The sequence below is a fragment of the Streptomyces sp. NPDC031479 genome, from assembly GCF_055581065.1.
This window is the reverse complement of the sequence record NZ_JBVIKC010000029.1, coordinates 72,213-94,425: the sequence shown is the minus strand read 5'-3', so window position 1 is coordinate 94,425 and position 22,213 is coordinate 72,213. Positions and strand designations below refer to the sequence as shown.

21 protein-coding genes and 3 pseudogenes are annotated in these 22,213 nt (G+C 72.3%); 14 read left to right on the top strand and 10 right to left on the bottom strand.

The window, feature by feature from the left end:
• The first annotated feature begins 92 nt into the window (after nucleotides 1–92).
• The 3 genes from ACZ5D2_RS27540 to ACZ5D2_RS27530 are packed head-to-tail and all read left to right on the top strand — an operon-like array spanning nucleotide 93 to nucleotide 3,735.
• Entirely contained in the window at nucleotides 93–1,325 is a 1,233-nt protein-coding gene (locus ACZ5D2_RS27540) for an MFS transporter (protein ID WP_468932898.1), read from the top strand.
• Entirely contained in the window at nucleotides 1,322–2,599 is a 1,278-nt protein-coding gene (locus ACZ5D2_RS27535) for an ATP-grasp domain-containing protein (protein ID WP_331737939.1), read from the top strand. Before ACZ5D2_RS27540 ends, ACZ5D2_RS27535 begins: the two co-directional genes overlap by 4 nt.
• A complete protein-coding gene (locus ACZ5D2_RS27530; RefSeq protein WP_331737937.1) occupies nucleotides 2,596–3,735 on the top strand; it encodes a GNAT family N-acetyltransferase in 1,140 nt (379 codons plus the stop codon). Before ACZ5D2_RS27535 ends, ACZ5D2_RS27530 begins: the two co-directional genes overlap by 4 nt.
• Before the next feature lie 273 nt (nucleotides 3,736–4,008).
• On the opposite strand, the gene ACZ5D2_RS27525 is transcribed toward ACZ5D2_RS27530, so the two are convergent.
• Nucleotides 4,009–4,362: a hypothetical protein gene (locus ACZ5D2_RS27525; RefSeq protein WP_468932893.1), complete on the bottom strand. Its 354-nt coding sequence runs from the start codon at nucleotides 4,360–4,362 to the stop codon at nucleotides 4,009–4,011.
• A 475-nt stretch (nucleotides 4,363–4,837) separates the two neighbouring features.
• Between ACZ5D2_RS27525 and ACZ5D2_RS27520 the strand changes: the two genes are divergently transcribed.
• The 6 genes from ACZ5D2_RS27520 to ACZ5D2_RS27495 all read left to right on the top strand — a co-directional run bounded on the left by ACZ5D2_RS27520 (nucleotide 4,838) and on the right by ACZ5D2_RS27495 (nucleotide 10,575).
• A complete protein-coding gene (locus tag ACZ5D2_RS27520; RefSeq protein WP_468932890.1) occupies nucleotides 4,838–5,758 on the top strand; it encodes a CAP domain-containing protein in 921 nt (306 codons plus the stop codon).
• Between the two features lie 220 nt (nucleotides 5,759–5,978).
• Complete coding sequence (locus ACZ5D2_RS27515; protein WP_468932887.1) at nucleotides 5,979–6,551, top strand: hypothetical protein; 573 nt, start codon at nucleotides 5,979–5,981, stop codon at nucleotides 6,549–6,551.
• A gap of 388 nt (nucleotides 6,552–6,939) precedes the next feature.
• Nucleotides 6,940–7,755, top strand: coding sequence for a thioredoxin family protein (locus ACZ5D2_RS27510; RefSeq protein WP_468932884.1), 816 nt, complete (start codon nucleotides 6,940–6,942; stop codon nucleotides 7,753–7,755).
• Nucleotides 7,756–7,763: 8 nt separating this feature from the next.
• Nucleotides 7,764–8,423 carry a hypothetical protein gene (locus ACZ5D2_RS27505; protein WP_468932881.1) on the top strand — a complete coding sequence of 220 codons (660 nt, stop codon included), beginning with the start codon at nucleotides 7,764–7,766 and terminating at the stop codon, nucleotides 8,421–8,423.
• 38 nt (nucleotides 8,424–8,461) lie between these two features.
• A complete protein-coding gene (locus ACZ5D2_RS27500; protein WP_468932878.1) occupies nucleotides 8,462–9,190 on the top strand; it encodes a response regulator transcription factor in 729 nt (242 codons plus the stop codon).
• Nucleotides 9,187–10,575 (top strand): ATP-binding protein, encoded by a 1,389-nt coding sequence (locus tag ACZ5D2_RS27495; protein ID WP_468932875.1) that lies wholly within the window; start codon nucleotides 9,187–9,189, stop codon nucleotides 10,573–10,575. Before ACZ5D2_RS27500 ends, ACZ5D2_RS27495 begins: the two co-directional genes overlap by 4 nt.
• A gap of 238 nt (nucleotides 10,576–10,813) precedes the next feature.
• Here the strand turns inward: ACZ5D2_RS27495 and ACZ5D2_RS27490 are convergent.
• The 4 genes and pseudogenes from ACZ5D2_RS27490 to ACZ5D2_RS27475 form a co-directional block, all read right to left on the bottom strand.
• Nucleotides 10,814–11,685: pseudogene (locus tag ACZ5D2_RS27490) on the bottom strand (IS630 family transposase).
• A gap of 15 nt (nucleotides 11,686–11,700) precedes the next feature.
• Nucleotides 11,701–11,904 (bottom strand): annotated as a pseudogene (locus ACZ5D2_RS27485) (IS630 family transposase); the annotation flags it as partial.
• A 45-nt stretch (nucleotides 11,905–11,949) separates the two neighbouring features.
• Entirely contained in the window at nucleotides 11,950–12,882 is a 933-nt protein-coding gene (locus ACZ5D2_RS27480) for a hypothetical protein (RefSeq protein ID WP_371681458.1), read from the bottom strand.
• Nucleotides 12,883–13,326: 444 nt separating this feature from the next.
• Nucleotides 13,327–14,049: a hypothetical protein gene (locus tag ACZ5D2_RS27475; protein WP_331737914.1), complete on the bottom strand. Its 723-nt coding sequence runs from the start codon at nucleotides 14,047–14,049 to the stop codon at nucleotides 13,327–13,329.
• Nucleotides 14,050–14,159: 110 nt separating this feature from the next.
• Between ACZ5D2_RS27475 and ACZ5D2_RS27470 the strand changes: the two are divergent.
• Both ACZ5D2_RS27470 and ACZ5D2_RS27465 read left to right on the top strand, forming a co-directional pair.
• Nucleotides 14,160–14,924, top strand: a pseudogene (locus ACZ5D2_RS27470) (IS5 family transposase).
• A gap of 72 nt (nucleotides 14,925–14,996) precedes the next feature.
• A complete protein-coding gene (locus tag ACZ5D2_RS27465) occupies nucleotides 14,997–15,656 on the top strand; it encodes a DEAD/DEAH box helicase family protein (RefSeq protein ID WP_371681457.1) in 660 nt (219 codons plus the stop codon).
• A gap of 1,075 nt (nucleotides 15,657–16,731) precedes the next feature.
• Here ACZ5D2_RS27465 and ACZ5D2_RS27460 read toward each other — a convergent pair.
• The 4 genes from ACZ5D2_RS27460 to ACZ5D2_RS27445 form a co-directional block, all read right to left on the bottom strand.
• Nucleotides 16,732–17,124: a hypothetical protein gene (locus ACZ5D2_RS27460; protein ID WP_468932870.1), complete on the bottom strand. Its 393-nt coding sequence runs from the start codon at nucleotides 17,122–17,124 to the stop codon at nucleotides 16,732–16,734.
• Nucleotides 17,117–17,965 (bottom strand): heavy metal-binding domain-containing protein, encoded by an 849-nt coding sequence (locus tag ACZ5D2_RS27455; RefSeq protein WP_468932868.1) that lies wholly within the window; start codon nucleotides 17,963–17,965, stop codon nucleotides 17,117–17,119. Before ACZ5D2_RS27455 ends, ACZ5D2_RS27460 begins: the two co-directional genes overlap by 8 nt.
• A gap of 1 nt (nucleotide 17,966) precedes the next feature.
• Nucleotides 17,967–18,818 carry a heavy metal-binding domain-containing protein gene (locus ACZ5D2_RS27450; protein ID WP_331737901.1) on the bottom strand — a complete coding sequence of 284 codons (852 nt, stop codon included), beginning with the start codon at nucleotides 18,816–18,818 and terminating at the stop codon, nucleotides 17,967–17,969.
• Between the two features lie 225 nt (nucleotides 18,819–19,043).
• Complete coding sequence (locus tag ACZ5D2_RS27445; protein ID WP_331737899.1) at nucleotides 19,044–19,718, bottom strand: hypothetical protein; 675 nt, start codon at nucleotides 19,716–19,718, stop codon at nucleotides 19,044–19,046.
• 799 nt (nucleotides 19,719–20,517) lie between these two features.
• Here ACZ5D2_RS27445 and ACZ5D2_RS27440 point away from each other — a divergent pair.
• Both ACZ5D2_RS27440 and ACZ5D2_RS27435 read left to right on the top strand, forming a co-directional pair.
• A complete protein-coding gene (locus tag ACZ5D2_RS27440; protein WP_331737895.1) occupies nucleotides 20,518–20,733 on the top strand; it encodes a hypothetical protein in 216 nt (71 codons plus the stop codon).
• Nucleotides 20,730–21,041 (top strand): hypothetical protein, encoded by a 312-nt coding sequence (locus ACZ5D2_RS27435; protein ID WP_331737893.1) that lies wholly within the window; start codon nucleotides 20,730–20,732, stop codon nucleotides 21,039–21,041. Before ACZ5D2_RS27440 ends, ACZ5D2_RS27435 begins: the two co-directional genes overlap by 4 nt.
• Before the next feature lie 165 nt (nucleotides 21,042–21,206).
• Here the strand turns inward: ACZ5D2_RS27435 and ACZ5D2_RS27430 are convergent, their stop codons facing one another.
• Nucleotides 21,207–21,779 (bottom strand): TetR/AcrR family transcriptional regulator, encoded by a 573-nt coding sequence (locus ACZ5D2_RS27430; RefSeq protein ID WP_468932863.1) that lies wholly within the window; start codon nucleotides 21,777–21,779, stop codon nucleotides 21,207–21,209.
• Nucleotides 21,780–21,870: 91 nt separating this feature from the next.
• Between ACZ5D2_RS27430 and ACZ5D2_RS27425 the strand changes: the two genes are divergently transcribed.
• Nucleotides 21,871–22,149: an antibiotic biosynthesis monooxygenase family protein gene (locus ACZ5D2_RS27425; RefSeq protein ID WP_331737891.1), complete on the top strand. Its 279-nt coding sequence runs from the start codon at nucleotides 21,871–21,873 to the stop codon at nucleotides 22,147–22,149.
• Nucleotides 22,150–22,213: the final 64 nt, after the last annotated feature.

Below are 22,213 nucleotides of genomic sequence, written 5' to 3'. Positions count from 1 at the left end.
CCCCCCCCCCCCCCCCCCCCCCCCCCCCCCCCCCCCCCCCCCCCCCCCCCCTCCCGCCCCCCCCCCCCCCCCCCCCGCGCCTGGCCGGGACCATGGTCCCCATCGCCCTGCTGCTCGCCTGCGTCCAGTCCGGACGCTCCCTCGCGGCCGGGGCCGCCGCCGGCGCGGCCTACGCCGTCGGCAGCGCGGTCGGGGGACCCTTCACCGGCCGGCTGATGGACCGGGCCGGCCCGAGCCGCGTCCTGCGGGTCTCCGGCCCCCTCGCGGGCCTCGCCCTGGCGGCGGCCGCCCTGACCGCGGCCGGCACCCCGGCCGCAGTGGTGCCCACAGCCTGCGCGGCCGGGCTGGCCACGGCCCCCGTCGGGGCGTCGATGCGAGCCCTGTGGCCGTCCCTCACCGAGGACGCGGCCCTGAGGCAGCGGGCCTACTCCTTCGAGGCCACGCTCAGCGAACTGCTCTTCATCCTCGGCCCGACCGCCGTCACCGTCCTCGCCACCCTCACCGGTGCCCGCGGCGCACTGCTGGTGACCGCCGTCCTGCTGGGCGCCGGAGGCCTCGTGTACGGGCAGGCACCCGCCGTACGGGGGCGCGCGGGCCGGACCGCGACGACCCCCGACGCCGCGGACCCGACGCAGGCGGAACCGGAACCGGCACCCGTCCGGGCCGCCGCCACCGCCGTCCTCGTGGCGATCGCCCTGACGGCGGCACTGTCCAGCGGACTCGTGGTCGCGGTCACCGCCTCCCTGCAGGACCAGGGCTCGGCACCCGAACTCGCCGGCACCCTCGTCGCCCTCCAGTCGGCGGGCAGCGTGGTCGGCGGCCTCCTCTACGGCGCGCGCACCTTCGGGGGCACGACGTACGGGCGCTACCTCCGCCTGCTGATCGTGCTGACCCTGGCGCTGGCGGCCCTGCCCGCCGTACGCGCCCTCGCGCCCGGCCTCCCGGCGGGCGGGGCACTGGTACTGCTCGGGGTCCTGCTCGTGCTCAGCGGGCTCCCCATGGCCCCGGCCGGCGCCGAGGAGTTCCAGCTCATCGGGGAGATGACCGCGCAGGGCCGGGCCACCCAGGCCTTCGCGGGCGTCGGCAGCTTCATCGCCCTCGGCGGTGCGGCCGGCTCCGCCCTCACGGGCCTGGTCGCGGACCGGGCCGGCCCCGGCGCGGCGCTGTGCATGCCCGCCGCTTTCACCCTGGCCGCCCTCCTGCTGAGCCTGGCCGCCCGCCGGGCCATCACCCGGGCCGTGTCCCCGGTCCCGTCCCCCACCCCCGCCGCCGAGGCGGACCCCACCCCGGCCCCGACCCCCGACCCTGGAGGAAACCAGACATGAACACCGCACCCGGCGTGATCGCCGTCGTCGAGAGCCAGCTGTCCAACTTCGGCCTCACCCCGCTGCGCGCGGCCCATGAGCTAGGCTTCCACACCGTCCTGGTGAGCAACGACCCGGACCGCTACCGGGTGGTCGGGATCGCCGAGGAGATCTTCTCCCGGCACGTGGACGAGATCGTGCGCACCGACACCAACTCGGCCGACGCCGTCGTCGCCGCCCTCCTGCCCTTCCACGAACAGGGCCTGCTGCGCGGCGTGATGACCGTCACCGACTACAACATCCCGATCGTCGCCGAAGTCGCCGCGCACTTCGGCCTGCCCGGCCTGTCCCCGCAGGCCGCCCGCAACTGCCGGGACAAGCTGCTGATGCGCCAGGCCTGCGAGCGGGCGGGCGTCGCCGTGCCGGGCTTCCACCAGGCCACCGCCGAAGAAGACGCGCTGGCCGCCGCCGAACGGTTCGGTTACCCGGTCGTGGTCAAGCCCATGACCGAATCCGCCAGCATCGGCGTCACCCTGTGCCGGACGCCGGAGGAGGTCGGCGCCGCCTACCGGGACATCAGCTCCTCCCCGACCGACTTCCGCGGCCAGCCCCGCCGCCCCGGAGCACTCGTGGAGGAGTACCTCCTCGGCTTCGAGGTGAGCGTCGAGTCCGTCCTGGCCGACGGCGAGCGCCGGTTCCTCGGCGTCACCGACAAGGCCCTCGGCGCGCACCCGCACTTCGTGGAGATGGGCGACACCTTCCCCTCGATGCTCTCGGAACCCGTCCGCGCCGAGTGCACCGAACTGGCCCGCCGGGCACTGGAGGCCGTCGGCCACGACTTCGGCGCCGCACACGTCGAGGTGAAGATGACGGAGAAGGGCCCGTACGTCGTCGAGGTCAACGGCCGCATGCCCGGCGCGGAGATCACCCAGCTCATCCGCGAGGCGACCGGCCTCTACCTCCAGCGCGAGGTCGTCCGGCTGCACGCCGGCCTCGCCGCCGACCTCACCACCACCCACGACCGCGCCGCCGCCTCCCGCTACCTCTCCGCCCGCCAGGCCGGCACGCTCACCGGGATCGGCGGCGCCGACCTGGCCCGCCGGGTCCCCGGCGTGGTCGACGTCGACCTCGAGGTCCACCCCGGCGACCCGGTACGGCCCGCCGAGAGCAACCTCGACCTCCTCGGCTACGTCGTGGCCGTCGGCGACACCACCGGCGACGCGGTCCGCCGCGCCGAGGCGGCCCTGGGCCAGCTCACCCCCGTCATCGCCCCCGCGACGGGCGACGGCCGGTGACCGCCGCACCCGGGCCCCGCGTGCGCGTCCACCGCGCCCTGCGCGACACCGACCCGCAGCGGTGGGACGCCCTGCTCGGCCCCCGCGGCTTCTACGCCGCCTCCCCCTGGCTGCGGCACGCCGAGGCCACCGCGGGCGGCGCCCCGTACTACCTCACGGCCCACGAGGACGACGGACCCGCCACCGGCGTCCTGCCCGCGTACCCGCTGGACCACGACACGCCGTACGTCTTCTGCAGCCCGGCCAGGGTCGTGGACACTGTCCACCGCACCCTGACCGGCGAGGAGGCCCCCTGGGCCGCCGGGCTGCTGCCCGCCCTGGCGTGCGGGGGCCGCAACCCCTCCCACACCAAGGCCGGGACCGCCCCCGCCCCCGACGGCGGACGCGCCACCCTCACGGCCCTGGTGCACCGGGCCGAGGAGGAGGCCCGGGAGGCCGGGCTGCGGGCGGTGTCCTTCCTGTACGTCGACGAGGACGACCACCTGCTGCGGGGCGTGCTCACGGAACGCGGGTACACGGCACTGCCGGGCCAGACGGCGTACTCCCTGCCGGTCCCGGAGGACGGCTCCTTCGACAGCTACCTGGCCCGCTTCGACCGGTCACGCCGTACGAAGATCAGGCGCGAACTCCGCGCCCTGGACGAGGCCGGGGTCACCTACCGGACGCAGCCGCTCACCCCGGCCCTGATCGAGCAGCTCGCCCCCCTGGAGCTCGCCCTCTACGCCAAGTACGGCACCCCCGCGAACGCGGACGCCTTCACCGCCGTCCTGCACAGCGTCGCCCGCCACGCCGGCGAGGCCGCCCGGGTCACCACCGCGCACCTCGACGGGAACCCGGCCGGGTTCGCCCTCACCTTCACCCACCGCGGCGAGATGTACGCCCGCCAGGCCGGGTTCGACTACGAGGCACAGGGCAGGCTGCCGCTCTACTTCGGGCTCGTCTACTACGAGCTGCTGCGGACGGCGATGGCCGAGGGGCTCACGCACATCCACTACTCCACCGGCTCGGACCGGGCGAAACTGCTGCGCGGCTGCGTACCGCGCCGCCAGATCGCCTACGTCAAGGCCCGCCACCCTCGGGAGGCCGAACCCCTGGCCCGCCTGGCCACCCACCCCGAAGCCACCATCCCCGCCTGACCCCCTGGTCGGCCGCACCCTCCGCGGGAGGCCGACGACCCGCCATCGTGGAGCGGGTACCGGTGCTGACCCGCCGGCACGGTCAGCGGGCCGAGCAGCCGCGGCCGATGCCGGCCGCGGTAGGTCTCGCGCTCGCGGGCCGTGCCGGCGCCCGCCCGACCGGTGTCCTCGGAGCGCCGGTCAGGCGCAGCACGGTCCTGCGACGGTGACGACACCAGCCACGCCGGGATCATCGCACCCGGCCGGAATGCCCGGTCAGCAGGCCTTCCCGCCTCAGCGGAACTCGTGGACCACCTGGATCTCGCCGACGATGTGGGCATTGAACTCGTCCAGTTCCTCGGCCGGAACCCAGAGCTCCAGGATCGTCTGCCCGCCGGCCTGCTGGACGGGATATTGGCTCAAGAACCCCGACTCGACCTCGAAACGAGTGACGAAGCCGGCGCCGTCGTGTTTGACGTTCCAGTCCCGCGCGATCCTGACCGCGTAGTCCTCGTTGAGGACCGGGTAGAAGATCGGCTGCTCGGGCAGGCGGGGCGGCCAGGCACGCCAGTTCAGCTCCCGAACCAGATCCAGCTCCTTGGGGCCGGTGGGGCGCCACAGGGTCGTCGTTGCTTGCCGGCCGGTCATCTGCGTCGCTCTCTGAACGTAGGCCGCCGGTGCGGCGGGTCGGGAGACCGGACGATACCCGCACCGCGAACTCGGCAACTACGCAGTTTCCGCAGCCAGGACACCGGGCCTGTCGTGACGGCACCCCGGTCTCGGACCAGAGGAAGGCCACCCGGGCAGGCACGGCTCTGGGCCGGCAGTGCGGTCACCGGTCACATGTGCTCCCCGGAGTGCTGCGTACGCCCACCACCCTGCCGGTCCCCACCGCCCGTGGTCAGCCGAGCCACGGCCCCGTACCGCGGGCACCTGACGGACGTCACCGTGAACGTGATGGGGGCGGCCGGAGTTGGGTGCAATGTCCCCGATCGTCCCTGTGTCGATCCTGCGGGCTTCCTTAGGGCAACCTGAAGAAGCCCCTCCACGGCGCAATGCGCCCTGGTCACCTGCCTAGGCTCGGCCGTACTTCCCGTCCCCTCTCCAGTGAGGTGTTACCGGCATGAGCCGCAGCCGAACCCCCGCGACCCCGTCCCGAACCGAGGCCCGCCGGAAGAAGGCGACGCGTACGCGCATCGTCCTGTCCGTCACCGCGGCCGCCGCGGTGGTGGCGGTCGGGGTCGCTGTGGCCGACTCGGGCGGTGGTGACCGCACGGACCGGCAGGCAGTCGGAGCCGCGTCCGACGCGGGGTCGTCGAAGGCGGCGACGGACACCGCCGGTACGGCCCCGGCCGGGAGCGCCGGAGCCTCCGCCTCCGCCTCTGCCTCGGCGAGTGCGAGCGCGAGTCCGAGCGCGAGCGCCTCTGCGAGTGCCGGCGCCGGCCCGTCCGGGGCGCCCGACTCCGGCGCGAACGGATCGGCCGCACCCGACGACGACGCCACGCGGCCCGACAGCGCGCCGGACACCTCGGGCGTCGACCGGCCCGGCAAGCCGGCCCAGGGCACCACCTCCACGAAGGGCACCGGCTCCGGCGGCTCCTCCGGCGGCTCCGGATCGGGCTCTGGTTCTGGTTCCGGATCGGGCTCCGGCACGGTCAACGGGGACGCCGAGTCCGCCGTGCTCGCCCTCGTCAACAAGGAGCGCGCCACCGCCGGCTGCGGCCCCCTGACGACCAACGCGAAGCTGAGCGCGGCTGCGCGTGCGTACAGCGACACGATGGCCCGTAGCGGCGTCATGTCGCACACCGGGCCCGACGGGTCCACCATGACGAGCCGGGTGGAGGCGGCCGGCTACAAGTGGTCCGGCCTCGGCGAGAACATAGCCCGCGGACAGAGCGACGCCGCCGCCGTCATGTCGGCCTGGATGAACAGCTCCGGCCACCGCGCCAACATCCTCAACTGCTCCTTCAAGGAGATCGGAATCGGCGTCCACAAGGGCGACGGCGGCCCCTGGTGGACCCAGGACTTCGGCACCGCGAGGTAACTCCCTCCCGCCGCTCTCCACAAGCCCCCCACAAGCGGCCCCCGCGCACCTGCCCGCAGGTCCGCGGAAGGTCACGTCCCCCTGGCCCGGCGGCCAGGGGGACGTCCGCGTTCACCCGGAGCGCCCCGGAGCGCCCCGGAGCGCCCCGGCGCGTGACCGGTGCCAGGATGGCGGAGGCACCGGTTCACGCCCACCGGCTCCCGTCGGCCACTATGGGCCCGTGCCCCGAACTCCGCGCTACCTGCTCATATGGCTGTCGTGCACGGCCGCCAGCGTGACCGCCGTGCTCGCCACGGTCCAGTTCGTGGTCGGGTCGACCAGCCACAAGCCCCCCGTGGCGCGTTCCGCCCCGGTCGTCATCGACACGCCCCCCGCCTGGCAGGCGGGCAGCCCCGGACCGGAACAGGCCTCCCCGACCGCGAGCGCCTCCACCAGCCCCTCGCCGACCGTGGTGCAGCGGCCCTCGTCGGCGGCCCCCTCTCCCAGCCCCACCCCCGCCAAGGCCTCCCCGGAGGCCCCCCGGACCAGCGCGCCCCGGTCGGGCGTCGACTGCGAAGAGGGTGGGGCGGGTCTGCACACCGTCCCCTCACAGGGCGGCAAGGTCACGGTCCGGTACGGGAGCCGGGGCGTGTGCCTGATCTCCGCGGTTCCCGGCCTGGGCTTCCGGACGACCACCTCGCAGGCCTCCGACGACACCCTCACCGTCACCTTCAGCGGCGACGACCACCGGTCGGTGATCACTGCCACGATCAACCCGTCGGCCAAGGCGAGCGTCCACGAGAGTTCCTTCTGACGGCACGACAGGCTGCCTGCCCGCCTGCCCGCCTGCCCGCCTGCCCGCCTGACGACCCGGCTGCCCGGCTGGCTGGCCGCCCGGCTGCCCGGCCGCCCGGTCCGTTCCGCTCGGTGCCCCGTCGGTACGGGCCGGTTCGCGACCTCGTGCCCCCTCGGGCCGGGTCGAGGTGAAGCGGAAGGTGAGCAGTTCCTTAGGGCAACCTCAAGATCGCGCCGAGCCGGTTCCACGGGCCCCCGCCGGCCCTATGCTCACGTCAGCCGAGCGGCCGTAGGCACCGGGGGGACGAGCCCCGTGCAGCGGCGGCCCCGGTTTCACCGAGCCGGGACGCGCCGCGCCCGTCCCGCCGTCCGAACCTGCCTTGGGGGTCTTCGCCATGAGCTCTCGCATGCTCCGATCCGTCCGTTCCGGACGCCGCACGGCGCCCTCCCGTCCGTACCTCGCCCGGCGCCTCCCGGTGGTCGCCGCCGTGGTCGTGGCCGGGCTGGCCACCGCGTGCGGGCCCTCCGCCACCCCCGTCGGGTCCGCCCGGCCGGCCGGCGCCGGGGAGCCGGCGCCGGCGCTCTCCACGGGCCGGACGACACCGGGCGCGTCCCCCGGGGTGTCGGCCACCACCTCGGTTCCGCCGTCCGCATCCGCATCCGCCTCCGCGTCCGTCCCGGCATCAGCGCCCGCCACCGCCGGCTCGTCATCCGGCACCGCCGGCAACGGCGGCAGCAGTACCACCGGCTCCGGGTCGGGGTCCGGTTCCAGTTCTGGTTCCGGCAGCGCCAAGCCTGCTTCCGCCACCCCCGCGCCGGCCCCGGCCAGGGTCCCCGGCCCCGGCTACGACGGTTCGGCCGACGCACAGGCACTGATCGACGCGGCCCTGCGCTCGGCGAAGTCCGACGGCCGGATGGTCCTGCTCGACTTCGGGGCCAACTGGTGCGGGAACTGCAAGGCCGCCGACAAGGTGTTCGCCCAGCCGGCGACCTCCGGGCTCCTCGCGGACGACTACCACCTCGTCAAGGTCGACATCGGCGCCAACAGCTCCGCCAACTCCGCGCTGCTGCGCAAGTACAGCCCCTCGGGCGGGACCTACACGATGCCCGTGCTGGTGGTCGTCTCGCCATCCGGCACCGTACGGGTCGACACCCATGTCACGGGCAACCCGGCCCTGACGGCGGACGGCATCGACTCCTTCCTGCGCAAGTGGGCCCCGTGAGAAGGCCGGTGCGCACGGCCGCCGCCCTCCCGGTCGGCGCCGGCCTGTCGGTGGCGGCGGCCCTGCTGCTGATCGGCACGGTGACGGACGGCTCCGGCTCCGGCTCCGGCTCCGGCTCCGGAGCCGCCTCAGCCTCCACCCCCTCCACCGCTGCGGCCGCCCGCACCGCCGCCGTCACGTCCGCTTCCGGAGCCGCGGCCGACGGACCCCCGCCCACGGCACGCTTCTCCGAGAACGGAGTCACCGTCACGCTCTCCGTCTCCGCCTGGCAGCCCTCGAAGGGGACCGGCACCCTCACCGCGGTCTTCGCCCCCGAGGCCGCCGGATTCCACCTCTACAGCACCGCTCTCCCACCCACCGGCGTCGAGGGCGTCGGCCGGCCGACCGCGATGGCCGTCACCGGCGCCCTCGCGGCGGAGGGCCCGCTCACGGCGGCGCAACCCGTGCGGCCGATCCGGGTCCCGGGGGTCTACTCCCCGCTTCCCGTGTACCCCGACGGCCCGGTCACCACCACCCTCCCCGTCCGCGCGTCCGGCAGCGGAGGCGGCGCGACGGTGCTGATCGGCTACGCGAGTTGCAGCACGCGGGACGGCTGCACCATCCCGGTGTCGGACCGCCCCGTGCGGGTCCGCGTCACCGACGCGGGTCCGGCCTTCGTCACGCCCTGACCGCGTCCACCACCGGAACGAGCCTCTAAGGTGTCCGCATGCCGAGCGTCCTGGTCGTGGAAGACGACCCCAGCATCCGCCAGTCACTGATAGAAGTCCTGGCCGAGCAGGGGTATGCCGTGCGCAGCGCCGCCGACGGCTTCGGTGCGCTGCGCGAGGTCACGCAGGCGCCCGTGGACGCGGTGGTCCTCGACCTCGGACTGCCCGACCTGGACGGAGGCGACGCCCTGCGCATGATCCGCGGCATCTCCTCCGTGCCGGTGCTCGTGGCCACCGCCCGCGACGACGAGTCCGAGATCATCAACATCCTGAACGCGGGCGCCGACGACTACCTCGTCAAACCCTTCTCCGGGGGCCAGCTCCTCGCCCGCCTCTCCGCCGTCCTGCGCCGCACCGGCGGCGCGCCCCCCGCCGCCGTCGGTGTCACCCGCGGCGCGGTGCCCGCGCAGGCCGGGGAGCCCCTGCGGCCCACCGTCGTGGGCGAGCTGGCGGTGGACCCGGGAGCGCGTACCGTGCACCTGGCCGGACAGGAGCTGCGCCTGACCCGCCGTGAGTTCGACCTGCTGGCGTTCCTCGCGCACCACACCGGCCAGGTCGTCTCGAAACGCCGTCTGCTGACCGAGGTGTGGCGCGAGCCGTACGTGGACGATCAGACCGTCGACGTGCACCTGTCCTCCCTGCGCCGCAAGCTCGGCGAACGGGCGGCCGCCCCGCGCTACCTGCTGACCGTGCGCGGGGTCGGCATCAAGCTGGTGGCACCGCGTTGAGGCGCTCCCTGGCCGGTGTGGCCCTCGCCGTGACCTCCATGGTCGCCCTGTCCTTCCTCATACCGCTGGCCGCCCTGGTGATGTCGCTGGTCAAGGAACAGGGTGTGACGGCGGCACAGCAACGCGGCGCCGCCCTGGCGCCGGTCCTCGCCCTGACCACGGATCCGGACGCCCTGCGGGAGGCCGCGGCGGGCCTGGACGCGGCGGACCACCTGGTCGTCCACCTGCCGGGGGCGGGCTCTCCGGGAGGGTCCAAGGCTCCCGGGGAACTGCTCGAACGGGCTCAGCGCGGGCGGGAGTCGATCTCGCAGGAGGTTCCCGGCGGGTGGGTCTGCCTGCAGCCGGTGGTGCTGCCGGGCGACAAGGTCGCCGTCATCGAGAACTTCGTGCCCGAGGCGGAACTCACCCGGGGGGTGGCGCAGTCGTGGGCCGTGATGTGTTTCCTCGCCGTGGGGCTGATCACGGGCTCGGTACTGGTCGCCGATCGGCTCGGGGCCAAGGTCGTCCGCTCCTCGAAGCGGCTCGCGCAGGCCTCGCGCGCGCTCGGGCTGGGGGACCTGGACACCCGTGTCGAACCCATGGGCCCCCGGGAACTGCGTGACGCGGGCGTCGCGTTCAACGCGATGGCCCAGCGCATGAACGAACTGCTCGCCGTCGAACGCGAACTCGTCGCCGACCTCTCGCACCGGCTGCGCACCCCGCTGACCGCACTCCACCTGGCGTCGGAACGGATGGCGGGCACGCCGGAGTCGGCCAGGGTCGAGGCGGCCGTCTGCGAGCTGGAGAGCGAACTGCAGGCGATCATCGCCGCGGCACGCACTCCGCTCGCCGTCGGCCCCATGGCCCAGGGCCTGCTCGGTACGGAACGCCCCCCGGGACGCGGGACCGGTGCCGCGGCGGGCGCGGGCCCGCGCAGCGAGGCGGCCGAGGTCGTCCGGCGCCGGACCGCCTTCTGGGCGGTCCTCGCGGAGCAGCAGAACCGTTCGTGCTCCCTGGACATCACCCAGGAGCCCACGGCCGTCGGCCTCTCGGACGACGACGTCGCCGCCGTGGTGGACGCCCTCATCGGCAACGTCTTCCGCCACACCCCGGAGGGGACCGCGTTCGCCGTCGCCGTCGTACGCACGGCCCAGGCCGTGGAGCTGGTCGTCGAGGACGGCGGACCGGGTATCCCGGAACCGGACCGGGCGCTGTCCCGCGGAAGCAGCACCGGCTCCACAGGACTGGGCCTCGACATCGCGCGCCGGGCCGCGGCCGCGACGGGCGGTACGGTACGCGTCACGCGCGGGCCGCTCGGAGGGGCGCACATCACCGTGACCCTCGCCCTGGCCGCCGCCGCCCGGTCGGGACACCGCACCCGCTTCGCCCGCCGCCGCAGACGCTGACCCCTCGTCGGGACCCCACCGCCCGCCGGGGTCCGGCGCCCCGGGCCCCGGCTCGACCGAGCCATGCGCTCACTCGGCCTCAGCGGCGGTGCGGTCCGCGGACGAAGCCCCGGAACCAGCGTCCCCCGCCGATGCCAGGGCCCCGGCAGTCGAAGTCGTCACATCCGACCGGCACAACGAGCAACCCGGCAGACCTTCCCGGTCACAGCACTAGTGTGATGCGCCGGAAATCTCAGGGTTAAGTCTGCGGCTGGTTGTTGGTGGCTGATGGGGTGATTTTGGTGAGGTAGTCGGCGAGGGACTTGAGGATCTCGTCGGCGCTCTTCGTCCAGGTGAAGGGTTTCGGGTCCTCGTTCCAGGTCTCGATCCAGGCCCGGATGTCATCTTCCCGTGCTTTCACCGAGGTGTGGACGCCGCGGCGGATGAGCTTGTCGGTCAGGAGACCGAACCACCGCTCGACCTGGTTGATCCAGGACGAGCCTGCGGGGGTGAAGTGGGCGTGGAAGCGGGGGTGTTTGGCCGCGAGCGGTCCAGAGCCTGGATCTGGCTCTTCTCATCCACGCATAACACCACCGCCCGTTCCGGCGGATTGTGGTAGAGCCCGACGACGTCGACGACCTTGTCGACAAACTGCGGATCGGTGGACAGCTTGAAGGAATCCTGCAGGTGCGGCTTGAGATCGAACCGCTTCCAGATCCGGCCGACCGTCGATTTCGACAGCCCCGTGCGAGCAGCCATCGAGGCCCGTGACCAGTGGGTGTCCCGGCCCGGAGTGGACTCCAGCGTCGCCACGATCACGTCCTCGACCTGGCCGAGGAGAATCGAGGATGGCCGGCCCGGCCTGGGCTCATCGGCCAGACCGTCCAAACGGTCAGCGATGAAACGACCGCGCCAGCGATCCACGGTCGAGGTGTCGACACCAAGTTCGGCCGCGGCCTGCTTGTTCGTCCCGCCTTCCGCGCAACGAAGTACGATCCTCGCGCGAAGCGCCAGGTACTGGGCGGTCTTCGCGCGCCTGGCCCACCGGATCAGCTGGTCCCGTTCGGCCTCACTCAGAACCAGATCGGCCTTCGGCCGACCGATGCGCGCGGCATCCTCGAGCCCGGCCATCCCCTCAGCGGCGAATTTCCCACGCCATTTCCTCACCGTCGCGGCGGTCACGCCGGCCTCCACCGCCACCCGCGCGTTCGGCGCTCCGCCCGCACACGCCAGCACGATGCGCGCCCGCTCCGCGAACCGCGGCGCCACCGCCCCACTCGCCCAACGCGACAACTCCGCACGTTCCTCATCGGACAGGCGGACTTCAATGGCACGAGGACCCGGCGACATGGCAACAGGCTACAGACTTAACCCTGAGATTCCCGGCGCATCACACTAGCGGGCTATCCCGTAGATCTGCGCCGTCGGGGTGGGACGTGCGCGGGACAGCCTCACGGCCTTGCCGCGAGCCGCTTCGAACGCCGTGACCGGGTTCCCCGCACTGCGCCAGGGTTCGGCACCGCACCAGGGGCCGATCCGGCGGAACTGCTCCAGGGCGGGGGAGTACATCATCGACCGGAGCATGTAGTGCGCCAGCAGGTGGCGCAGGGCCGGCAGGCGCTCGTCGTCGGGCGCGACCTGGTCGAACGAAGCGGCGGTCCGCTTCAGCAGGTTCCTCGCCATGGGAGTGACGGGCAGCCCGGGAGGGAAGGGGCGGCCGTCGCGTTCGCTCAGCGCGTGCAGGTAGATCCCGGCGAGAGGGCTGCCGGCCGGGGCCTTGCGGATCGCCTGGCGGGCGAATCGCATCATCCGCCGGTTGCTGCCGAACCACTTGGCGCACCAGTACTGGAGGGCCTGCCAATGCCCCTCGTAGTGGTGGGGCGCGCGGGCGACGAGGCCCTCCCAGAGGGACTTGAACTCCTTGTGGCCGTACCGGGCTCCGCGGGCGGCGGTGACCATGACGACCCAGGGGCCCGGGTTCGCGGGGTCGAGCAGCGCGGCCTTGCGAGCCTCCTCGATCGCGGCCGGGAGCATGGCGCGGAAGCGCTCCATGTCCTGGTCCAGGACCGCGTGGGCGAAGGCGGTGCCTCGGATCTCCCAGGCCCGGTGAACCATGAGGCTTGCATGAAGGGTCGCCGCGTCGCAGTTGCCCGGCTCGGCGGCGCGCCAGGCATCGAGCCAGGAACTGTCCTTCCGGGCGACGTGCTGCAGGAGCTCCAGCCGGTCCCAGCGCGCGTCCCAGTCTTCTCCCGCGTCCCGGACGTACCGGTCGGCAGTCCGCCAGTCCCCTTGCCACGCGGCGTCGGCGATGTCCTGCCTCTCCTGCACTCGGTGCGCCGGAGGTGGGGGACCGGCGCGCCGGCTGTCGAGCGCCTCACGAGGCGGCAGGCCGTAAGTGGACGCCACGAAGCGCTTTTCGATCCATCGGGCGACACCGCCACGGGTGACGGAGCGTAGAAGCACGATGAGAAACACGCCGAGTGCAACGGCGAGGAAGATGGTCACGGCGGGGAATCATTCCCGAAGCGATCACCCTCCGCAATAGCCCAGGCCACGAATAAGCCAAGGTCGGAGCGGGCGCAGCACCACAACACCCGGCAGACACGACACCCGTGATGGTCGTCGATCCGCTGCCGGACCGGGAGGGGCATTGCCGCTCCGGCCGGCCAAGGGGAGACCCGCGTACGAGGAACGCCGCCACCGGCTGTCGCGGTCAGTGAATCTGAGCAGTCGTCATGACGGGTTGGCGAGGTGTGCTGTGCACGGTGTGGTCTATGCCTGAGGCGCGGGAGGTTTGCTGCCGGTAGCGAGGGCTGCGCGGAAGGTGCGGGTCGTCGCGGCGGCCGTGTTGAGGTCTGTCTCGTGGGGGAGGATGACCGCGCCTTCGGAGAGTTGGCCGCCCCAATAGCAGTAGGCGGAGGGTACGGGGTCGCCTCCTTCGTGGGGGACCTCGCCCCGGGCGCACCAGATCCGGCCGTCCGGCCCGTTCTCGCCGAACGGCTCGGGGCCTTTCTCTCCGCCCGGCGTTTGGGCGGTGTGGATCAGCCGCTGGATCGTCCACACGGGATCGGCGGTCGCGGCGCGTACGTACAGGACCGCGGTCGGTGCCGATTCACGGGTCGCGGTGTAGAACCAGCGGTCGCCCGGCATCAACGGCGGCCACTGGGCGTCGGCCTGGTTGGCTTCGGGACCGGTGAGCAGCCGGAGGCGGCCTGCCCACTCGGGCGCCGGTCCGGGCCGGACCCGGGGATACTGCGAGACGGCCTGCTCGGGCTTGGCCGGTCCGGTTTGGCGGGCTTCCGCGACCGCCCACGTACCGCTCGCGACGGTCGCGGCCATCATGCCGGCGATCACGGTCCACCGCCGGTGTGCCGAGCCCTGCCTCCAGCCCCGGGTTCCCCACCACAATGCCGCCAGCACGACGGCGCCCAGGACCAGGGGCCGCGCCACCCGGCCGGCGTCCGACACCTCGGCGGCGGTGAGGAGTGTCTTCATGCCGTGCATCGTAGGAAGCGCGGCGCGGCTGCTCCGCAGCGGGTCGGCTCCGGGGCTGGGGGTTAGGGCCTGTTGCGAAAGTAGATCTTGTTCGTAGACGATCACTTGCTGTGGGACGTGGTGATCTGACGAATGGCCAGTGGGCCCGGCTTGAGCCGTTGCTGCCGCAGGGCGTCAAGCCGGGTCGTCCGCAGGTGTGGAGGCGGCGGCAGCTGATAGACGGCATACGGCGGCGGACGCGGACCGGCGCCCCATGGCGTGATGTGCCGGAGCGATACGGGCCGTGTGAACGTCGACTCCACCGTCTGCCGGGCCCACCAGCACGCCGCCGGGGCGGCGAATAGGGGGATCTCCAGAAGGAGCCGCCCGGCGGAGTGTCCGTCGAGCCGGCCGACCACGGCCTCGGGCGCTCCTGCGGCGGGCTGACCACCAAGATCCATCTTGCCGTCGAGCAGGGACAGAAGCCGGTGTCAGTGGTGATCACGGCCGGGCAGCGGGGCGACTCACCGCAGTTCAAGCCAGTGCTGGAAGCGATTCGGGTGCCCCGGCTGGGTCTCGGCGAGCCGCGCACGCGGCCGGACCGGGTACGGGCCGACAAGGCGTACGACTCCTACAGCAACCGCTCCTACCCGCGCAGACGCGGGATCAATGCAACGATCCCGGTCCCCGTGGACCGGGTGCGCAACCGGCTCGGGAGCGGATCGCGCGGCGGCCGTCCTCCGAAGTTCGACAAGGACGACTACAAACAGCGACACGCGGTCGAGTGCGGAATCAACCGGCTCAAGCGGCACCGGGCCGTCGCTACGAGGTACGGCAGACCCGCCGTCCGCTTCGAAGCGACCGTGCTGGTCGCAGCCATCGACGAATGGCTCTGACCAGTCCGGTCTGCGGCAGGAAACCCCAAAAAACACGTGGGGAGGATCCGCCTCACCTGCCACCCTGGCACGATGCTGCTCAAACTGACCGGCTCCAGCTGCTCGGGCAAGACCACGCTCGCCAACGCCGTGGGCGAACGACTTGAGAAGGTCGTCGTGCACGACTTCGACGAACTCGGCGTGCCGGAAGGCGCCGACCGTCAATGGCGCAACCGCATGACCGAGATGTGGGTGCGTCGCGCGCTGGAGTACCAGGACCGCGGGCTTGATCTCCTGCTGACCGGCCAGTCCCCGCTCGGGGAAGTCCTGGCGGTGCCTTCGGCACCACTGCTGGACGGCATCGCGGTATGCCTGGTCGATGTGTCCGACGAGATCCGGCGCCGGAGACTCACCCACCGCGACCCCGGCCGGTGGGACCCGCCGGCGGTCGACGCCTTTCTCGGATGGGCCGACTGGCACCGCAAGCACGCGCGGGACCCCCGATACCGACCCGACGTCATCATCAACGACAGCTGGCCGGAGATGGCCTGGCAACACTGGACCGAGTGGACGGCCGACGACCGGCGATGGTCCACCCACCTGATCGACACCACGGACCAGCCCATCACGGACTCCGCAGACCAGGTCACGCAATGGGTCGCCGAACAACGCGAGGCCCTCCGATCCGGCCGCCTCGCACTGTCACGAGGCTGGCCAGACCAGACATCCTCCGAGGCCGACCCCACCTCTTGATCCACTTTCGCAACAGGCCCAGTCGATGGACGCTTCGGCCCTCAGGTGACCTGTGAGAGGATCCGACTCATCGGCCGTGTGCCTTCGCAGCTCGCACTGGAAATGGAAGCCCAGCCCTCCTGCGCCGGCCGGAGAACCTCACCGAGACGGAGCACCTTCGGCTCAAGGCCGTTCTGGTCCACTGCCCTGAGCTGGACGCTCTCAACGGTCACGTCCGGTCCTTCGGGCAGATACTCACGGAGCGCCAGGGCGAACGGTTGCCGCAGTGGCCCGATGCCGTCCGGCGAGACGACCTCCCCGGCCTCCACACACTCGCCGCAGGCATCGCCGCGACCGCGACGCCGTGATCGTCGGCCTCACCCTGCCATGGAGCTCGGGCGTGGTCGAAGGACACGTCAACCGAATCTGGATGCTCATTCCCCGCCAGCTGGGGCGCCGTCGTGGACGGCGGCGCGGCGGAAGGCGTACGCCAACGACCTCGGGCAGCCGTCTTCACTGGTCGCGATACCGGCTCGTTCGAACAGGAGCAAGGCGGACCAGGATCCGGCGCAGTGGCTGCCGGCGGCGCCGGACGCGCTGTGCCGGTACGGGGCGGAGTGGACGGCGATGAAGCTGCGCTGGGGTTGGCCGTCGATGAGGCGCAGCCGGACCGGCTGCTGGACATCGCGGCAGGCTGCGGCGGTATGGACGTGGAGTTCACACCGGCCTCATGGACCGGGCGACAACGGGCTGGGGGCCGGGCGCTCGGGTCAGTGACCCGGCCCGGCTCCTGCTCCGCAACCGCTCCCGCTGCCGAGACCATCGGCGATGGCCGCGCTTTGCAAGCATGCCGCGGCGGCTGCGGTTGCGGCTGCGCTGCGGGGGCGCGATGAGATTGCCAACTGTGGAGGAGCTGTGCCAGGCGGCGCCAGAGGCGGGCATCCGGCCGGAGGCCGTCTACCACCGCCGTCGTGCCGACCATGCGTTCGCCCGCCGCACCGACCAGCACAGAACGGCCCGCTGACCGGGGGCTGGGCGGCGACACTGCTCGTACGGGGCCGCCCGCGTCCCGGGGCCCCCGGGAGGCCGTTCCGCTTCAGGTCAGGAAGCGTTCCACCGCGGTGCGGGCGCGGGCGTTCGAGGCGGCTGCTTCGGACAGGGCGTCCGCCAGGGCGGCGAGCCAGGCGTCCAGGCCCACCGGGCGCCGGGACAGGACGACGTCCCGCACCTCGTGGCGGATCTCCGCCGTCGTGCGGCCCTCGTGCGTGGCCAGCGAGAACCGCAGGTCCCCCAGCAGGATGCCCACTTCGGCGACCGTCCCCGGGCGCCCGGCCAGCCGCTGCCCGACAGAGCGCCGGCGCACGACCCGTACGGCGCCCGGCGGCAGCGCGTCCGACAGCTTCGCCGTCAGCACGGCCCCGTAGAGGTCCAGGTCGGCACTGTCGCGGCGCAGCGCCGCGGCGAGCAGTTCGACTTCCGCGTCAGCCATCGAGGCCCAGCACCAGGGTCGGCTTTTCGATCACGTGGTCGTCGCGCAGCGGGCGCACCGCCGTCCCGACCGCGAAGAACTCGGTGGTGTGCCCGCCCCAGTTGTGCCCGTGCTGGCGCAGGTCGACCGCCACGATGCCCTCGGCGTCCAGGGCCTCGCCCTCCGCCTTCATGCGGCCCATGGCCAGTCCACGGGCGTCGTACAGCGCCTGGGTGAACGGTTCGATCTCGACGTTGCGGCCGACGGAGCCCAGCGCCTGCGTGAACCGCTGGTGCGCCACGTGGTAGACGCACGACCCCATCACGAGGTCCACGGGGGCGTACCCGGCGCGGACCAGCGTCCAGAAGTCCTGGCCGGAGAGGTTGGAGGTGAACGGCCGGCCCTTGTTGTTCAGCCAGGTCCCGGCGGGTCCCGGGTCCGCGCCGTCCGCCTTGACGGCCGTGCCGACCGCGATGAACTCGGCGACGTCCGAACCGAATTCCTTGAACTCGATGTCGAGCCGCACGCCGACGATCCCGTCCGCGCCCAGTGCGCTCGCCTCCGCCTCCATCCGGCTCATCGCGAGTTCGCGCGCGTGGTACATCGCCTGCGAGAGTTTGGTCAGTTCCTGGTTCTTCGTCCAGCGGCCCAGTTGGATCCCCACGTGGTAGACGGAGGAGCCGAGGACCAGGCCCAGCGGCCGGAAGCCGGCCTCGCGCACGAGCAGGAACTCGTTCACGGTGAGGTCCGAGGTGAAGAAGGCGCCCCGCTCGCCGTCGGACGGGGGCTGCGCGAGCCGTCGCATCGCGTCCTGTGCGGCGGCCTCGGCGGCGGCCAGGGCCGGACCTGTTCGCTCGGTCATGTCAGTACTCCCGCTCCAGTCTCATGAAGGTCAACGGCCCGGGTCCGGCGGGCTGCGCGGAGCGGCCGAACCGGGCGATGGCGGTGCCGACGAACGCCGCCTGCGCGCTGAGGTCGTGCGCGTAGCCGTAGGTGCTAGCGCACTCGTCCTTCCCCAGGGTCAGCTCCGTCCGGCCGACGACGACCCCCTCGCCGCCCGCGGCGGCCGCGTCGCGGGCCAGCCGGGTGCGGGCCTCGTGGCGGGCGCGGTTGACCAGCAGGGTGTAGCCGTCGACCTCCTCGTTCGGGGCGGTCCAGCGGGTCCTGCGGGTGGTGCGCCAGTCGTCGTGGCGGGCGTAGACGGCAAGGCCGAAGGCGAGTCCGGTGGGCACCCAGCCGGAGTGGATCAGCCGGGCGAAGTCCTGGCCGCCGAGGTGGGAGGTGAACGGCAGGCGGGGCCGGATCCGTGAGCGGGCGCGGACGGCGGTGCCCCGTACGGTGCACTCGAGGTCCCCGAACTGCATGTGGTCGAAGTCCAGGCTCACCCCGACGATCCCGTCCCCGCCGAGCGCGCGGCATTCGTCCACCGCGCGGATCAGCGCCCGTTTGCGGGCGGTGTACAGCGCCTTGGCCAGGGGTTCGTAGGTGGAGGCCCAGCGGGAGGGCTTCGGGTGACCGTCGGCGGACGGGGCCGGCCACGCACCGGGGCAGCCCCAGGCGCCCGTGTAGCCGATGGCGAAGACGGTGGTGCCGAGGACGTGCCCGAGCGGGTCGAACCCGGCGGAGGTGACGGCGGCGAGCTCCGGGGCCGACAGGAAGGAGTTCCAGGTACTGGCACCGGTCTGCGCCGGACCGTCGTCGTGCGGGTGTGTCATCGGCCTCCGCGCCATCGCCCTTCCGGCTCTCGGCGCCCGGCTGTGCGGCGGACGCGTGTGCGTGCGTGTCGTCGTGCACGGCACGTCGCGCGGACTGCGGCGCACCGCCGGGCAGTTTATCGGCGTGATCATCCGAAAGGGTGAAGATCGTGAACTTCGGCACGCGGGCGCGGCGGCCCCCCGTCCGGGGCGGGACGGGGGGCCGGGTCATGCGCGGGCGGTGGCTCAGCGTTCCTGGACGAACGTGCCGCCCGTGCGGGACCCCTCGGAGCAGGAACGCTTCTCCGCGGCGGTCATCTGCCGGCTCTTCACCACGACCGCGTTGCTCTTGCCGTCGGTGCCGTTCTGGACCGGGCCGGTGATGGTGTCCTGGAAGTACCAGTAGTAGTGACCCCACTTGGGGCTGTCGTAGTGGGTCTGCCAGGTGCCGGAGACCTTCTGCATCACCTGGGCGCGCGAGATCCAGCCCACTTCGCCGGGCTTGACCGTCATGTTGAGCGAGCTGCTCTCCGAGTGGGAGCTCGACCAACTGTGACTGTAACTCGCGGTTATGCTCAGGTCCACGATGCCCGCGATCTTGCCTCCGGCGGTGACGGAGACGCCCAGGGAGTCGGTGGATCCCACCGTGTCGTCCCACGTCATCGCCTGAGTGGCGTCCGACGTGCTGCAGTTGAAGAGGGAGTTCGACACCTGCCGGAACTCGCCCAGGTACGCCTCCTCGAGCCGGGGCGAGTTGAACGTGCACTTGCCCTCGCCCGAGGCGCAGTCCGCCATGAGCAGCTGCCGTGTGGGCTGGTCGGCGGCCGACGCCGGAAGGGTGGCCGCCGCCGCGACGGCGCAGGCCGCGATCGTCATGGTCAGCGCGCGGGCTGCGTAGCGCCGGACGCGGTTCGTTGTCATCGTGGAGCCTCTCGCCGTACTGGGGGGCCGGTGAACCGCCGTACGGCGGCGGCGCATCCCACCACCACCGACCGCACGTTCCCTCACCGCCTGTTGCTCCTGAGATTCTCCGGGCCGGTACGAGGCCGACGGCGTAAATCAGTCACGACGAAGACCGCGTGATCGTCACCGGGGACCTGCCCGGCAGGCCGGCGACGCGCCTGTTGCGGGGAACTGGGACGGTGGTCCGGCCGCCAACATCGGAATCTGGCGCCCCTCCGAGGCCCGCTTCCACCTCCGCAACGACGACGGCACGGTGACCTACCCCAACTGGGGCCAGCCCAGGTGACCCTTGCTCAACCCATGCCCGGCACTCCCACCAGCGGAGTGCAGGGCGGTGCGGACTCCGCTCCCGTGACTGAGCACCCATTTTGCGGGCGGCGCCGCGGGGTCCGATCGGTGCCGGGGTGGCGGCGGAGCGGCTGACAGAGGCTTTGGGGGAGCCGTTGCGGTGCCGTCCGCGGGTGACCGCGGCGGCGGTCGGCCACCTCGTGAGAGCCGGTCTCCCCGTCTACCTCGGCGGCGCCCCGGAGTTCCCCGGCGCCCACCCGGACCAAGCGGCGGCTCTCGCCCGCCGCCGGGACCTGCCCGCCCTTCTGGACCGGCACCGCAGGATGTGGGAAATGAAGCGGAACGCGAAGTCGGACACGGTCGGGCGAATACGGTCCCTGCTTGACGAACCGGAGTGGTACGAATTCGGGCGCAACGACGGTTCCGACATCAACGCGGCGGCCGGGCGGCCGGCTTCGACGCAGACACCTTGATCAAGGGCGCCTCCCTTGGAGAAACGCCGCTCACCGGGGATGACGACCAAGGCGATCAGATCACGATGCGCGTCGGCATCGAACTCTACGAAAAATACGGCGACAGCCTGACCGAGGAACAGCTCCGGCAAGGAATCAACGACACGATGGACCAGATGGAGCCGGCGCAGCGCAACGGAGAGAACGTCCCACAGGTCAGGAACCGTAAGTGACGCGGGGACAGTGGGGCTGCGCGGTCGCCCCCGTGGCCGGTCTGGCTACCGGCGTGCTCGGGTCGTTGTTGCTGGCAGCCGCCTGGCGGGCGTGCGACGTGGGGGTGAACGGCGCCGCCAACGGGCTCGCACTGATCTTCTACGGAGCCCTGCTCGCGATCGCGGCGGGGGTGTGGTGGGGGGTGCTCATCGGGTATGCAGGACGCTGGAACCTCACGGTCGCCCTCCTGGGCAGCGCGGCCGGCGCAGCGGTCATGGTATGGATCTTCGTGGCTCTCCTCCAGGTTCCCAACGGGTACCGCTGCTGACGAGGCTGCATCCGACGCGGTGATGCGCCGAGCACAACGCCAGTCGCGGCTTCCGGCCCGGGTTGGCCGGTGGGGCGTCCCTGTGACGGAGGCGCCCCCGACGGGTAGGCAGGGGAGGGATACGCGCCAGCCCGTGGTCGGCACAGATCGAGGACTGCTCGGGATTCAGGGGTTGAGGATCAGGCTGGCGGCACGGTCGAGAACCTCGGCCCGGGTGCGCCCTTCATGGTCGGCGGCGAGGGAGTGCTGTCCGATCGCCATGCAGAAGGCGATCAGGCTGCGGGACTCGACCTCGTCGGGATCAGCGCAGAAGGTGCCGATCATCTCGCGCAGCAGGGCCATACGCCGGTTGTCCACCCGCCGCAGGCGCTCGGAGACCGCCTGGTCACGCCGGGCCCAGTCGCGGACCGCGAGGTCGATGGGAAGCAGCCGGTCACTGGAGAAGGTCAGCACGCCCGCGCGCCGGATCTTGGTCTTGGGGTCGCCGCCCTCTCGCTCGACCCGCTCGATCACCTCGTCGGTGCTTTCCCGCTCCCAGGTGTCGAGCATCGCTTCCAGCAGAGCGTCGCGGTCGTCGAAGTACCCGTAGAACCCGCCCTTGGTGACGCCGAGCCGCTTCGCCAGCGCCTCGACCCTGACGGCGTCCGGACCGCCGTCGGCCAGCGCCCGCAAGCCTTCCTCCACCCATCTGTCGCGCGGTGTCCGGGGAGTGCCCACGATGTGTCCCACCTCACTCATCCACCGAATATACGCAACCGTACATCCGGTCTAGCCTTACTTATACGCAAGCGTATAACGCCTGCGGCGATCCCGAGCGAAGGAGAGCATCATGAAGATAGGAATGGTGGCGTACCACTATCCGCATCCTGCCCACCGTGATGAGTTCATCTCGCGCGTCCACCAAGTCCGCAAGGTCATGCTGCGCACACCGGGATGCCTCTCGGGTGAGTGCTGGGTGTCCGGCGACGCAGTGATCTCGATCGTGCAGTGGGAGTCCGAGGAAGCACGGATCGCGGCGCTCGCCGCCGTTCAGGAAGCGGGAGTGGACGTCACCTACGACGAGCGGGAATCACGCCCCCGCACGATCGTTGCGCTCGAAGCGGCCTGACCCACTCCACCACCTGCCCGGCCCGTCCGGTGGCGGATCAGGCCGGAGGGGCCGCGGCGGATCG